General features: G+C 76.6%; 9 protein-coding genes. 2 read left to right on the plus strand and 7 right to left on the minus strand.

Annotation, left to right across the window (positions count from 1 at the left end):
• Positions 1-380: 380 nt before the first annotated feature.
• From OP86_RS04715 to OP86_RS04740, 6 genes are all read right to left on the minus strand, one after another.
• Positions 381-1313, minus strand: a complete 933-nt coding sequence (locus OP86_RS04715; protein WP_033330989.1) for a FadR/GntR family transcriptional regulator — start codon at positions 1311-1313, stop codon at positions 381-383.
• A 146-nt stretch (positions 1314-1459) separates the two neighbouring features.
• Entirely contained in the window at positions 1460-2353 is an 894-nt protein-coding gene (locus tag OP86_RS04720) for an ABC transporter permease (protein ID WP_030256918.1), read from the minus strand.
• Between the two features lie 3 nt (positions 2354-2356).
• A complete protein-coding gene (locus OP86_RS33325; RefSeq protein WP_051829685.1) occupies positions 2357-3853 on the minus strand; it encodes an ATP-binding cassette domain-containing protein in 1497 nt (498 codons plus the stop codon).
• A 252-nt stretch (positions 3854-4105) separates the two neighbouring features.
• Positions 4106-4384: a hypothetical protein gene (locus tag OP86_RS04730; protein WP_030057647.1), complete on the minus strand. Its 279-nt coding sequence runs from the start codon at positions 4382-4384 to the stop codon at positions 4106-4108.
• 151 nt (positions 4385-4535) lie between these two features.
• Positions 4536-5294, minus strand: coding sequence for an NUDIX hydrolase (locus OP86_RS04735; protein ID WP_030057646.1), 759 nt, complete (start codon positions 5292-5294; stop codon positions 4536-4538).
• Positions 5295-5506: 212 nt separating this feature from the next.
• Positions 5507-7627, minus strand: coding sequence for an amylo-alpha-1,6-glucosidase (locus OP86_RS04740; protein ID WP_234434904.1), 2121 nt, complete (start codon positions 7625-7627; stop codon positions 5507-5509).
• 758 nt (positions 7628-8385) lie between these two features.
• On the opposite strand from OP86_RS04740, the gene OP86_RS04745 reads away from it, so the two are divergent.
• The gene (locus tag OP86_RS04745; RefSeq protein WP_030057644.1) at positions 8386-9699 is read left to right on the plus strand and encodes an alpha/beta fold hydrolase; all 1314 of its coding nucleotides are present in this window, start codon (positions 8386-8388) and stop codon (positions 9697-9699) included.
• Between the two features lie 46 nt (positions 9700-9745).
• Here the strand turns inward: OP86_RS04745 and OP86_RS04750 are convergent, their stop codons facing one another.
• Positions 9746-11314 carry a DUF4192 domain-containing protein gene (locus tag OP86_RS04750; RefSeq protein ID WP_051829686.1) on the minus strand — a complete coding sequence of 523 codons (1569 nt, stop codon included), beginning with the start codon at positions 11312-11314 and terminating at the stop codon, positions 9746-9748.
• A gap of 228 nt (positions 11315-11542) precedes the next feature.
• Between OP86_RS04750 and OP86_RS04755 the strand changes: the two genes are divergently transcribed.
• Positions 11543-13738, plus strand: coding sequence for a RecQ family ATP-dependent DNA helicase (locus OP86_RS04755; protein WP_030256938.1), 2196 nt, complete (start codon positions 11543-11545; stop codon positions 13736-13738).
• Positions 13739-13972 lie beyond the last annotated feature (234 nt).

A 13972-nucleotide genomic window follows, 5' to 3' on the forward strand; every position in this document is an offset into this window, starting at 1 on the left:
ACCGACTCGGGCTTGAGGACTGGGTTTGCAGGACGGCAGCAGCGCCGCGGACCAACACAGCATTCTGACATGTTGGAGTATTCCGGAGTTGCTCCCGCTCAGGAGACATCGCTGCTACTCGTCAAGTGTTACGCATGGCCTTCGTGTCGCGGGTCACACCACTCGGCGCCCGCGGCTACAAGGCCGGCTTCCATCATCGCGCACTCGCGCCGAAGTGTTTGTCATGACCCGGCCCGACCTGCGCGGACGGCGCCACGGATCGGCACTCCGGCGGGCCCCAGACATGCGGAGGCCCCCCGGCTGCGCCGTGCGGTGCGCCGGAGGGCCCTGGCGGAGCGGGCCGCCGGGGTCCGGCGCCTCCGCTCTTCGGAACAGCCCGCTCAGTGCTCGCGGGGCGCGGGGACGGACGGCTCGATCTCGGGGTGGACGGTGAGCAGCGCCCGCATCGCGGCCTCGCCCGCGGTGCCGTCGCCGGCGCCCAGCGCGTCCACCAGCCGGGCGTGCAGGCTGACCGAGGACTCCGAGGGGCGCTCGCAGGAGATCGCCGGGCCGCCGGAGACCTGCAGCGCGCAGGCGACGATCCCGGAGAGGTGCTCCAGCATCCGGTTGCCCGCCATCTGCAGGACCAGGCCGTGCAGCTCGGCGTCCGCCCGGGTGTAGGTGGACAGGTCGGCCTGGGCGGCGGCGTGGCCCATGATCTCGACCAGCTCGACCAGCCGCTGCTGGACGTCCTCCCGGCCGTGGCCGGCGGCGAGCCGGGCGGCCAGCGGGTCGATCGCCCAGCGGAGCTCGAACAGCTCCCGGCGCTGCTCGTCCCGCTGCGGCCCGAAGGCGCGCCACTCGATGATGTCGGGGTCCAGCAGGTTCCAGTCGCTGACCGGGCGGACCCGGGTGCCGACGTTCGGCCGGGCGCTGACCAGGCCCTTGGCCTCCAGCACGCGCAGCGACTCGCGGACGACGGTCCGGGAGACCTCGAACCGCTGGCCGATCTCCTCGGGCACCAGCGGGCGGTCGGCGCCGAGGTCACCGGAGACGATCATCTGGCCGAGCTGCTGGACCAGCTGGCCGTGCAGACCGCGGCCGCGGCTGCTGGTGGTCTTGCGGCCGACCCGGGCGATGTCGGACTCGGCGCCCTCCCAGCGGGGCGCCGGCGGGGTCGGCCGGTCGGCGTACGAGAAGCGGTCCAGGTCGCCGGACCCGTGGATGGGCCCTTCGGCGGAACGGGCGGGGGTCATGGTGGGGTGCGCAAGGGTACTCACGCCTCCTTTGTCGGCGATCGGCAGGCGTGGCTTGAGAATTCTCGTGAAAAGCACACGAAAGGGTGATCGACCGTGACTGGATAATTGACTTCTTATCAGGAAGAACCGCGCATTTCGGTCACTGCTGGTCGATCTTGGTACTTCGGGGCGAGCGGCACCCCGGCCGTCCCTCGCGGGCCACGGCAGCGGGGCAGCGGGCCCTACAGCGCGCGGCGCCCGGCCTGGACGAGCAGCGCGGCGAGCAGCAGGACGGCCGCGGGGGCCGAGACCGCCACGAGCAGCGCCGGATCCGTCAGCGCGGCGCTCCCGGCCGCCGTACCGTGCGCCCCGCCGTAGGCCCACTCGATGCCGGACTGGAACGGCAGCAGCTCGGCCGCGCGGGCCAGCCACGGCCTGCCGGTCCGGCGCAGCAGCAGGGCGACGCCGGACTCCAGCAGCGGCGGCAGCGCGCACAGCAGCAGCACCCCGGCGGCGGCGCTGCGGGTCAGCGATGCGGTCAGCACCCCCGTCCAGGCGGCCACGACGGCCAGCAGGACGAACGCCAGCAGCGCGGCCGGCACCCCGTGGCCGGCCACCAGCGCGAGCGGGGCGAGGACGCCCGGCAGGTCGGACAGCCCGGACAGCCCGGCGCCGGTCAGCGCCTCGGACACCCGGGCCGACAGCGCGGCGGGCTCCGCCCAGGCCGCCACCGTCACCCCGCCCGGCAGCGCGAGGTGCACGGCCACCGTGTCGAGCAGCAGGGTGGCCAGCGCCAGCCCCGCCGCCACCAGGCCGACCACCAGCAGCTTGGCCAGCAGCAGCCGCACCCGGCGCGGGTAGGACACCAGCGAGGCCGGCAGCCCCGGGTGGCGCACCTCGTGCCCGTACGAGAGTGCGCCCAGCACGCCCGCTCCCAGAGCCGCGAACGGCAGCGGGATCAGCGGGACGGCGGCGGTCAGCAGCCGCACCCCGACGGGAGCGGCCAGCGGGCCGTCCGGGGCCTGGCCGGCCAGGACGGCCGCCACGGCGACGTCGCCGAGCAGCACGGCGGCGATCAGCAGCCAGGTGGAACGCAGGCCACGCAGTCGGCGCAGCTCGTAGGCCAGGGCACGCACGGTTCACTCGCTCCGGTGGTCGTCGGTGGTGGCGGGGGCCGAGGAGGGGGCCGAGGAGGCGGCCGAGGCGGCGGTCGAGGCCGCGGTCGCGCCCGAGGTGAGGCGGCGGAGCCGGACGGTGTCGTCGGCGAGCAGGTCGGTGCTCTCGTGGCGGCCCCGGGTCCTGACCCGGGCGGAGTCCGCGGCCGGGAGCAGGTCGTCCCGGAAGAGCCGGTCGACGGCGACGGTGGGGGCCGGCTCGATGGCTGCACCGACCTGTCCGGGCTCGGCGAGCCGGGGGGCGGGAGTGCCGGGGACCGGGCTGCCGAGGGCTGGGAGCGCGGCGGCGACCACGGCGACGGGCAGCGCGCGGGTGGGCAGGGACGCGTCGCCCTGACGGCGGGGCGCCCGGCGCTGTGGGGTGGTGGCGGCCTCGGTGTCGGGTACGGGCTCGGGCTCGCGGGCGGTCGGGGCACCGGGCTCGGTGACCGGCGCGGGGACACGCTCGATGCCGGGCGCCACGACGGGGACGGGCACGGTGACGGGCTCGGCGGCGGGGTCGGGGCCGGGTTCGGCCTCGGCTGCCGGGCGGACCCGGAGGTGGCCGGAACGGCCCGAGGCGGTCGGCAGGACGACCCGGGGCGCCGGCTGCTCGACCACCCGGTCGGCCAGCTCGTGCAGCAGGATCCCGTGGCGGTAGGCGAGTTCGCCGATCTCGGTGCGGTCGATGCCGGCCACCGCCAGGCCCACGCTGCCGTCCCGGCGGACCTCGGCGCCCTGGCTCACCAGCAGGTCCGCCAGCCGTGCCATCTGCGGCCCCCGGACGGCCACTTCGCGGCTGAGCCTGGTCCTGCGGAACTCCGCGACCGGCTGGTCGGCCACCAGGCGGCCGTGGTCCAGGGTGACGACCCGGTCCGCGAGCTGCGAGGCCTCCTGCGGGGTGCGGGTGGTCACCAGGACCGTCCCGCCGGCGACGGCGAACGAGCGCAGGAAGAAGTGGAACCACTCGACGTTGCGCGGCGACAACCCCTCGGTCGGCCCGTCCAGCAGCAGGGTGCCGGGGTCGCCGAGCAGGGCGGCCGCCAGAGCCAGACGGCGGTGCATGCCGGGCGAGAAGGTGCGCAGCCGCTGCCCGGCGACGGCGGCCAGCCGGGTCTGCTCCAGCAGCTCGTCGGCCCGCCGGGCCGGGACGCCGACGGCCGCGGCGAGCATCCGCAGGTGGCTGTGTGCCCGGAGGCCCGGGTGCCCGGCGACGGCGGCCACGCCCTCGCCCGGGCCGGGCAGCAGCACGCCGACCTCGCGCTCGGGGCGGCGGAGCCGGCGGTAGCGACGGCCGTCGAAGAGTGTGACGCCCTGGCCGCGTTCGAGTTCGAGCATCAGCCGCAGCGCGGTGGACTTGCCCGCGCCCTCGGCACCGAGCAGCGCGGTGACCAGGCCGGGCCGGGCGTCGAAGGTCAGATCCAGTAGCGCGGGCGGGGCGCCCTTGCGGTAGACCTTGGTCAGTCCGGTGATCTGGATCATCGCTGGCTGCTCCCATGCCCTCGGCCGACCTGCTCGACGCGGAGCGCCCCGGAGGGGCCGGCAGCGTGTGCCCGCACGGCTCCGCGCCAGCACATTAGGGGGCGGCGGCGGCTATTCCGGGCATTACGGGAACGGCACGAGCCCACCGGGCGCCCGCCTCACCCGATCAGGGGAAAGTCCGATCCTGCGATTCACGGACCCGAGCGCTGTGCAGACGCGGGCAGGAGCCGCTGCCGCCCCTCGTCGCCGTTCCTAGCCGGGCGGCCACGGCAGCACCGGGAGCTGCTCACCGCCGCAGACCGCCCGGAACTCGTCGACGGCGGCCTGGCCCTCGACGGCGAGCACGCCCAGCTGCTCGCGTTCGGTGGCCAGCCTCTCCTGCACGGAGGCGATCGTCTCGGGCGGGGCCTTCTGGGCCTGCAGCACGGCCAGCTCGTGCTCCGTGGCGGTGGTGGTCGTGTCGAGGCTCTGGTAGTCGGTCACCAGCCGCTTGATGACGGATCGCTGGTTCGCGCAGTCGTTGATGACCATCACGGGGCTCCTGAGGTCGGGGAGGGCCTTCGGCCCGGCGGCCGATGCGTCACCGACACTCTGCGCCGGTGCCCCTGCGGCCGCAGCCAGGCCGGGCCATTCGGCTGCCCGGGCCCGTTCTGGGCCCGGAACGGGCCCGTTCCGGCGGGGCTCAGGACTCCGGGCGGAGCATGGGCGGGTTGAGGACGGTCGCGCCGCCGGCGGTGAACAGCTGGGCCGGGCGGCCGCCCTGGCGCGTCGTCGTACCTCCGGAGGGCAGCAGGAAGCCGGGGGTGCCGGTGACCTTGCGGTGGAAGTTCCGCGGGTCCAGCGCCACGCCCCAGACCGCCTCGTACACCCGGCGCAGCTCGCCGACGGTGAACTCGGTCGGGCAGAAGGCGGTGGCGAGGGAGGAGTACTCGATCTTGGAACGGGCGCGTTCCACACCGTCGGCGAGGATCAGCCCGTGGTCGAAGGCGAGCGGGACGCCGTCGGCCGGGTTGTCTCCCAGGAGCTCGCCGACCGGGGCCCAGCGCGCGCTGCTGGCGTCGCCGCCGGCCCGGGGCGTCGGCAGGTCGGGGGCGAGCACCAGGTAGGCGACGCTCACCACGCGCATCCGGGGGTCGCGCTGCGGGTGGCCGTAGGTGGCGAGCTGCTCCAGGTGGGCACCGGCGGCGCCGGGGCCGACCGCGTCGTGGCCGGGGGCCGAGTGCGCGCGCAGGCCGGTCTCCTCGGCCAGCTCCCGGGAGGCGGCCTCGGCCAGGCCCTCGTCCGGGCGGACGAAGCCGCCGGGCAGTGCCCAGTACCCCTGGAAGGGCGGCTCGCCGCGTCTGACCAGCAGGGCGCAGAGCGAGTGGTCGCGCACCGTCAGCACCACCAGGTCAACCGTGACAGCGAACGGGGGGAAGGCCGACGGATCGTAGCGCGACATGGCGACGATCATAGTCGTCTCTCTGACGATAAGCACAGGCCTGCGCGCAGGCCCGGCTGTGGACCGCGCGGGGCCGGTGACCGGCCCGCCCGGCACGGTTCGCGCACGGGCGGGCGGGGACTCGCGGGCGCCGGGCGCCGTGGTGGTGTCACCCGCGGGGAGCCACCCATACGGCGCGGCCGCGCCGGGCTGTGCCGGGCCGCGGCGAGCGGTCAGCGGGCGACGAGCTGTAGGTCCGCCGATGCCTCCTCGACCATCGCGACCCCGATCCGGCTGACCCGGACCGAGAAGGGCTCACCGGCCACCCGCAGTCCGGTCAGCTCCAGCTCACCGAGCGGCGCGGTGCTGGCCGGACGGACCAGGACCCGGCCGCCCGGGACGTCGGGCCGGACCCCGGCGAGGGCGAACACCGCGTGCGCGGCACCGGCCGCGGAGACCGCCGCCGGGCGGCACGCGGCCGGGTGCGGCACGGGCGGGCAGCCGGAGGTGCGCTGCTCCCCCGCGTACATCTCCGGCAGCCGGCCCTCGAAGTGGGCACCCGCGGCGAGCAGGCCCTCCAGTAGTGCCCCCGCCTCGTTCTCGTGGCCGGCCTCGGCGAGACCGGCGATCGCCAGCGCCGTCTCGTGGACCCGCACCGCGCCGCCGCGGTGGCCCAGCGGGTTGAAGCGCGGGGACTTGGCGCTCAGGGTCCGCAGGCCCCAGCCGCTGTCCAGCTCCGGCGCGACCAGGCGCTGGGCGAACAGCCGGGTCTGCTCGCGGTCCAGCAGACTCTCGTGCCGGCCCCCGTCGGCCGCGAGCCCGGTGTCCAGCAGGTGCACCAGGGAGGAGGTGAGGGCGGGCAGCGCCTGGCCGCCCGGGGCGAGCCCGGCGGCGGGGCGGCCGCCGGAGAGGTCGTCGATCCAGAACCGATCGCGGAAGCGCCCGCGCAGCCCGGCGGCCCAGCCTCGCCAGTCCTCGGCGCCCGGGCGGCCGAAGGCCTCCAGCAGTTCGGCGCCGTGCAGGGCGGCGCGGTGGGCCTGCGCCTGGACCTCGGCGCGGGCGGCGACGGGGTGGGCGGAGCGCTCCTCGACCGGGCGGCTCAGGTCGGTGACGAAGCCGTCGACCAGGCCCTCGCGCAGGGCGGCCAGGGCCCGCTCGGCGGCCGGGAGCAGCTCGGCGACCTCCGCCCGGGGCAGGCCCCAGCGCCAGGCCTCGGCCAGCACCGTGACGAACAGCAGGGTCGCCTCGGTCGCGGTGCAGGTGGGCGGCAGCTCCGGGCCGCCGTGCCGCAGGGCGCCGGGCAGCAGGCCCTCGGTACGGCCCGGGGCGGCCGGCTGCTGGCGGCGGGCCAGCGCCCGGAGGGTGCCGGCGGCCAGGCGAGTACCCAGCGGCAGGGTCAGCCGGGCGGCCCAGAGCGCGTCGGCCGGGGCGAGGCCGAAGCGCCAGGGCGCGCCGGAGGCCGCGTAGAGGTCGGTCGGGCGGTCCGGGTCGGCGAACAGCAGCCCGCCGAGGGCGTCCAGGGACCGGGAGACCAGCGGGGCCGCCCGGGAGTCGTCGCTGCGGACCTCTGGCTCGGACCACGGCAGCGGGACGCCGGTGCCGCGCCCGCCCGGTGGACGGGGGCCGGTGGCGACGCTCTCCAGCTCGGTGCGCAGCTCGACCGACCAGCGGGCACCGGGCTGGACCTCCAGGTCCCAGCGGAGCACCCCGGCACCGGCCAGGACGGCGTGCGGGGAGGGCTTGGCGCTGACCACCGCACTGTGCACCGGGCCCGTCCAGCGCAGCCCGGCGGACTGCACCTGGCCCGGCAGGTCGGGCGGGCGGTGCCCGGCGGCGATCTCGGCGACCGGGCCGAGGTCGGTGCCGAGGGCGATCTCCAGCGGCAGCCGGGCGGGCCGCGGACCGGTGTTGCGCACGACGACGGTCTCCACGCCGTCCGCGTGGCGAAGCCGCTCGACGGTGAGTGCCGGGTCCGGGTCCGGGTCTCCGGGGAGGCGCACGGCGCCCAGGAACCGGGCCTGGGCGGTGCTGGTCAGGGTGCCCTGGAGCGGCAGCGGTTCCATGCCGCCCAGCCGCAGCTCCATCCGGGCGAGCGCCCGCACGCCGTTGCGGTAGAAGCCGTGCAGGCCGTGGCCGCGCAGTTGGCCGTCGGGGCCGGAGGCGGCCATCGCCGGGGCGTTGACGCAGATCACCGCCTGGTGGACGGCGGGGGGCTGCGGGCGCGGCGGGGCCGTGGGGCGGCCCGGGCCGGCGGGTGCGCCCGCGGGCCCCGGGGCCGGAACCTGGTCGGGACGGCCGACCGGTCTCGGCGCGCCGACCACGCTCTCGGCCGGCATGGCCTGTAGTGGCCTCATGGCGGTCACCGGACTCTCCTCCCCTAGGCGGTCCGGTGGCCGGGTCAGGCCGGTGGGCCGCGAGCATGCTCGATCGCGTGCTGATGGTGCCGGGCCGGCGGGGTTTCCCGTCGGCTGCTGTGCCGTGTCTGGCCGTACCCGGTGCCGGGTCGTGCCATGCGGCGCTCGGTACCGGGCCGGTACCGGCTCGCCGCGCCTTCGTGCCGGGGCCGCCACCGCGCCCGGCACGCCGTCAGGTCCGGTGCCCCGGCCTGCCGGTCACGCCCTGCCCCCGTGGCCCTCGCCCGCAGGCCGGGCCGGCCGTCGGGCGGCCGCTGCCGGCGCCGGTGCCGCACCTGGCCGTCGGCCGCTGTCAGCGCCCGGGGCAGCCGGCCCCGTGCCGCCGGGCGGACTCCGTCCGGGCGCGGGGCCCCCGGGGTGAACGCCGCGCACCGCTGCCAGGTCACGCCCCGCGACGAGCGCCGCTGGTCGGGCCCGGGACCGCCGGGCGGTCGTGCCGCTTCCGTCGGGACGTCACCGGGGCGTCGCCGGTGGCCCTTCGCCGTCTGCGGCGGGGGCCCGGCTCCGGGCTCGCGGGCCGTCACCTGCGGGGCTCCGGCCCGAGCCGACCGGTACCGGCCGCCCGGTCGGGTGAACGGGGGCGGTCGAACCGGCGCTCGACCGCCGCCAGGATACGGTGCGGGGGTCGCGGCCCCCGCACCCGGTGATCCCGTGAACCGCGACGCCACCGCTGTGACCAGCAGAGACCGAGGAGTTGCATGTCCACCGTCAGCCGGCTGCCCGGGATTGTCACGACCGACCACGTCTTCCAGGTCCCCCTCGACCACGCCGCCCCGCAGGGCGAGCAGATCGAGGTGTACGCCCGTGAGGTGGTGGCCGTCGGCCGCGAGCGGGACGACCTGCCCTGGATGGTCTTTCTCCAGGGCGGGCCCGGCGGCAAGGCCGCCCGTCCGCTCGGCCGGGACTCCTGGCTGGAGCGCGCCCTGGACGACTACCGGGTGCTCCTGCTCGACCAGCGCGGCACCGGACGGTCCACGCCCGCGACCCGGCAGACCCTCGCCCGGCGCGGCGGCCCGCAGGAGCAGGCGGACTACCTGGCCCACTTCCGCGCGGACTCGATCGTCCGGGACGCCGAGCTGATCCGCACCCGGCTGCTGGGCGCCGACCGGCGCTGGAGCGTGCTCGGCCAGAGCTTCGGCGGCTTCTGCACCCTCACCTACCTCTCCATCGCCCCCGAGGGCCTGACCGAGGCCTTCATCACCGGCGGTCTGGCCGGCCTCGGCAGCTCCGCCGACGACGTCTACCGCGCCGCGTACCCGCGCGTCGTCGGCAAGAACGAGGGCCACTACGCCCGGTTCCCACAGGACGTCGAGGTGGTGCGCCGGATCGCCGCCCACCTCGCGGACTCCCCCGCGACGCTGCCGGACGGCGGGCTGCTCACCGTCGAGGCCTTCCAGGCCCTCGGGCTGCTGCTCGGGGGCGGCAGCGGCTCCGGCGTCCTGCACTACCTGCTGGAGGAGGCCTGGGTGGAGGGCGCGGCCGGGCCCGAGCTGTCCGACACCTTCCTGGCCGGGGCCCAGGCCCAGCTCTCCTTCGCGGGCGGCCCGCTGTACGCCGTGCTGCACGAGTCGATCTACGGCCAGCGGTCGGTGGACCAGGGCGGCACCGCCTGGTCGGCCGAGCGGATCCGCAAGGAGTTCCCGCAGTTCGACGCCCGGGCCGCGCTGGCGGGCGACGGACCGGTGCTGTTCACCGGGGAGATGATCTACCCCTGGATGTTCGACACCGATCCGGCGCTGCGCCCGCTGAAGGAGACCGCGGAGCTGCTCGCCGCCCGCACGGACTGGCCCGACCTGTACGACCGCGAGCGGCTGGCCGCCAACAGCGTGCCGGTCGTGGCGGCGGTGTACCACGACGACATGTACGTGGACACCGCCGACTCGCTGGAGACCGCCCGCTCGGTGCGCGGCCTGCGGACCTGGATCACCAACGAGTGGGAGCACGACGGCCTGCGGGCGAGCGGCGGCAAGGTGCTGGACCGCCTGATCAAGATGGCGCACGGCGAGGCGTAGCGGCCGGAGGACCGGCGCGGCGCCGAGTGGCCCGGTGCGCACGGTGTCAGTGCGCACGCCGGCCTCCTCTCGCCGCCCGCCGGACGCCCCGGCACCGGTGGAGGCCGCTCCCGGCGCGGACGGCGGACGCGCACGCCGCCACGCGGCCGAGCCGCAGGCCCCGGGCGGACCGTTCCCCCGCCGCCCGGGCGCACCCGGGCGCCGTGGCCCGACCCGGTGCGGGCAGCAGGGCGACCGCCCCGGAGCCGCTCCCGTCCGGCGCCGGCCCGCCGGGGCGCTGGAGGCCGCCCGGGCCGGGCTCGGCCGGTGTCGGCGCCGTGGGCGTCGGCGTGCCCTTCCGCCGACCGCCCCTGCGACGGCGCCGCGCACCGGTGCCCCCGCTGGGCCGCTCATCCGCCGCCTCGGCCATCTCGGCCGCCAGGCCCCCCGGGGCTGCCGGGGCCGCCGGGGCCGCCGGGGCGGCGGGCTCCGGGTCCGCTCCGCCGGCGGGCGGCGGCGGTTCGTCGGCGTGGGTCGACGCGGGCGCGGACTCCTCTCGCCGCCGCCGCTGGGCCTCGACGGCGGCGAGCAGCGCCCCGGGCGTCATGCCGTCGTTCAGTGACTCGTAGAGCAGCTCGGCCAGCAGGTAGTCCGGGGCGAGCCGCAGCGCGTGGCCGAGCACGACGCGGGCCGTCGCCGTGTCCCCCGCGACCCAGGAGGCCCAGGCCAGCAGGGTGAGCGGGGCCACCGCGCAGCCCTCGTACGGCGGCACGGCATGCCGGGCGAGGAAGCGCCAGAGCCGCTCGGCGGGAGCCAGCTCCTCGGGGCGGGCGTACTCGACACCGCGGTCCCGGACGATCCGGTCCTGCAGGGCGAACAGCAGCCGGGCCGTCCGATCCGGGTCGAGCTCCCGGGCGCCCGCCGCGAACTCGGCGACGGCCTGGTCGAGCAGGGCGATGCCCCGCTCGCGGGAGAGGGCGCCCGCGGCCGCCTCGGCCCGGACGAGCGCCTCGCGCTGGGGTGCGTCCTGCGGCGGGCCGATCGGGACCAGCCCGCCGATGATCGCCTTCCGGCTGCCGCGCGGAACCAGGCCGGCGACCGTCGCGGCGGCGGCTGCCGGGCCCGGGCCGGGACCGCGCCGCACCGGGTTGCCCGCCGGATCGCAGCAGCCGTCGCCGCGGCAGAGGAAGGACCACCAGCGGCCGTCCGAGACGCACAGCGACTCCTTGACCGCGACTCCTCGGCGCCCGAAGGCCGCCCGGAGGCCGTCCGCCAGCGGCCGCAGGCCGTCCACCACCGGCGGGGCGTGCGCCGTGCCGGGATCCTGGCACAGGTAGAGCAGCACCTGGAGCGGCCGGGAGCCGTGCCGTTCGGAGAGGGCGACCAGCAGGGCGGCCGTCTCCTCCGCGGCGGCCGGCCACTGCTCGGGCGAGGCCGGGAGGTCCGCCCGAACCAGCCCGCCCTGGTGCAGCTCGGGGCCCTGGAGGCCGACCGCGACGATGCTGTCGTCGGGGTAGAACCCCAGGAGGTAGGGCAGCAGCTCGGCCATGTCGGCCGGACCGCGCATGACGACCGGCCGGTGCTCGGAGGCCGGGCCGAGGGACAGAATGACGTGTTCGTTGTTCATCGCGTTCATGGCCGCAAGAGTGGACGCAATCCGCGAACGGCGCCGAAACCGACTTTTTTCTGTGGATAACTCCGCCTCCGAATTTCCCTTCACTCATTCGGAGCAAGCGACACTCCCACCACAGGGTGGTTTTTGACTGCCGTTCAGCGGACCAGCGGATGAAATACACCCCGGCTTCCCCTCCTCCACCTCCCCCGCATTCGCCGCTTGTCGGCGGCACGGGGTTACATGGACGCCATGCAGCAGCCCGACACCCACACCACCGCCACCCCCGACCGCGCCGAGGTCCGGGCGCGGGCCGAGGCCGTCCTGCGCGAGCTCGCCGGCCCCGCCGCCGCCCTGCGCGAGGACCAGTGGACGGCCATCGAGGCCCTCGTGGTCGACCACCGCCGCGCCCTGGTCGTCCAGCGCACCGGCTGGGGGAAGTCCGCGGTCTACTTCATCGCCACCGCCCTGCTCCGGGCCCGCGGTGCCGGGCCGACGGTGATCGTCTCGCCGCTGCTCGCCCTGATGCGCAACCAGGTGGAGTCGGCGGCCCGGGCCGGCATCCACGCCCGCACCATCAACTCGGCCAACACCGACGAGTGGGACGAGGTCCAGGCCGAGGTCGCCGCCGGGAAGGTCGACGTCCTGCTGGTCAGCCCCGAGCGGCTGAACAACCCCGACTTCCGCGACCAGGTGCTGCCCAAGCTCGCCGCCTCCACCGGCCTGCTGGTGGTCGACGAGGCGCACTGCATCTCGGACTGGGGGCACGACTTCCGCCCCGACTACCGCCGGCTGCGCACCATGCTCGCGGAGCTGCCGCCCGGTGTCCCGGTGCTGGCCACGACCGCCACCGCCAACGCCCGGGTCACCGCGGACGTCGCCGAGCAGCTCGGCACCGGCACCGCCGACGAGCGCGCCCTGGTGCTGCGCGGACCGCTCGACCGGGAGAGCCTCACCCTGGGCGTACTGGCCCTGCCCGACCCGGCGCACCGGCTCGCCTGGCTGGCCGACCACCTCGACCGGCTCCCCGGCTCCGGCATCGTCTACACCCTGACCGTGGCCGCGGCCGAGGAGGTGACGGCCTTCCTGCGCGAGCGCGGCTTCCCGGTGGCCTCCTACTCCGGCCGCACTGAGGACGCCGAGCGCCGCACCGCCGAGGCCGACCTGCTCGCCAACCGGGTCAAGGCGCTGGTCGCCACCTCCGCGCTCGGCATGGGCTTCGACAAGCCCGACCTCGGCTTCGTGGTGCACCTCGGCTCGCCCAGCTCGCCGATCGCCTACTACCAGCAGGTCGGCCGGGCCGGGCGCGGCGTGGACCGGGCCGAGGTGCTGCTGCTGCCCGGGCGCGAGGACGAGGCGATCTGGCGCTACTTCGCCTCGCTGGCCTTCCCGCCGGAGGAGCAGGTGCGCCGCACCATCGACGCGCTGGCCGAGGCCGGCCGCCCGCTCTCCACCGCCGCCCTGGAGCCCCGGGTGGACCTGCGCCGGGCCCGGCTGGAGACCATGCTCAAGGTGCTCGACGTGGACGGCGCCGTCCGCCGGGTCAGGGGCGGCTGGACGGCCACCGGGCAGAGCTGGGAGTACGACACCGCCCGCTACGCCAAGGTCGCCGCCTCCCGGGAGGCGGAGCAGCGCGCGATGCGCGAGTATGCGGCGGCCACCGGCTGCCGGATGGAGTTCCTGCGCCGGCAGCTGGACGACGAGCAGGCCGCGCCGTGCGGGCGGTGCGACAACTGCGCGGAGCCGCTGCACACCCCCGACGTCACCACCGAGACGCTGGCGGCGGCCCGGGCCGCGCTCGGCCGCCCGGGCGTGAGCTTCGAGCCGCGCCGGCTCTGGCCGACCGGGATGGACGCGCTCGGGGTGCCGCTCAAGGGCCGGATCCCGGCGGGCGAGCAGGCCGAGACCGGCCGCGCGCTCGGCCGGCTCTCCGACATCGGCTGGGGCAACCGGCTGCGCACCCTGCTCGCCGAGCAGGCGCCGGACGTCCCCGTGCCCGGCGAGGCGGTGGACGCCCTGGTGGCGGTGCTCGCCGACTGGGCCCGCGGGCCGGGCGGCTGGGCCGGGCCCGCTGCGGCGGAGGGGGCCCGGCTGGAGCGGCCGGTCGGTGTGGTGACCATGGCCTCCTCGGCCCGGCCCCAGCTGGTCGGCAGCCTCGGCGCGCGGATCGCCGAGATCGGGCGGCTGCCGCTGCTCGGCCGGATCGAGTACGCCGGCGGGCTGCCACCGCACGGGGCCCGCAGCAACAGCGCCCAGCGGCTGCACTCGCTGGCCGGGGCCCTGATCCTGCCGCCGGAGGTGGAGCAGGCGGTGGCGGCCGCCGGCGGGCCGGTGCTGCTCGTGGACGACCTCGTCGACTCGGGCTGGACGGTCACCGTGGCCGCCCGGCTGCTGCGCCGGGCCGGAGCGAGCGCGGTGCTGCCCCTGGTGCTGGCCGTGCAGGGGTGACGGGGCGGCGGAAGGCCGTCGGGGGAACGACGGCCTTCACTCGAATGGTCTAACGGAAAGGATCGAGCCAAGCGATTTCGATCACACCGGTCAACCGGTCGAAGAAAGCGGTGGTCACCACGCCGACGACGGCTCGCGTCGCCCTTCGGACGTCGTGGATCAAGACCCGGTGGCATCCGGACGGGAGGCGGATCAGGGTGGAACATATCCGGCAGAACATGGGCTATCGGGTGG

The organism is Streptomyces novaecaesareae (assembly GCF_000716875.1).
Taxonomy (GTDB): Bacteria; Actinomycetota; Actinomycetes; order Streptomycetales; family Streptomycetaceae; genus Kitasatospora; species Kitasatospora novaecaesareae.

What these genes read in the sequence shown, in the direction of transcription:
- OP86_RS04730 (WP_030057647.1), bottom strand. Translation starts at nt 4,384, where the DNA reads ATGGTCATCAACGACTGCGCGAACCAGCGATCCGTCATCAAGCGGCTG.
- OP86_RS33325 (WP_051829685.1), bottom strand. Translation starts at nt 3,853, where the DNA reads ATGATCCAGATCACCGGACTGACCAAGGTCTACCGCAAGGGCGCCCCG.
- OP86_RS04740 (WP_234434904.1), bottom strand. Translation starts at nt 7,627, where the DNA reads ATGAGGCCACTACAGGCCATGCCGGCCGAGAGCGTGGTCGGCGCGCCG.
- OP86_RS04735 (WP_030057646.1), bottom strand. Translation starts at nt 5,294, where the DNA reads ATGTCGCGCTACGATCCGTCGGCCTTCCCCCCGTTCGCTGTCACGGTT.
- OP86_RS04755 (WP_030256938.1), top strand. Translation starts at nt 11,543, where the DNA reads ATGCAGCAGCCCGACACCCACACCACCGCCACCCCCGACCGCGCCGAG.
- OP86_RS04745 (WP_030057644.1), top strand. Translation starts at nt 8,386, where the DNA reads ATGTCCACCGTCAGCCGGCTGCCCGGGATTGTCACGACCGACCACGTC.
- OP86_RS04750 (WP_051829686.1), bottom strand. Translation starts at nt 11,314, where the DNA reads ATGAACGCGATGAACAACGAACACGTCATTCTGTCCCTCGGCCCGGCC.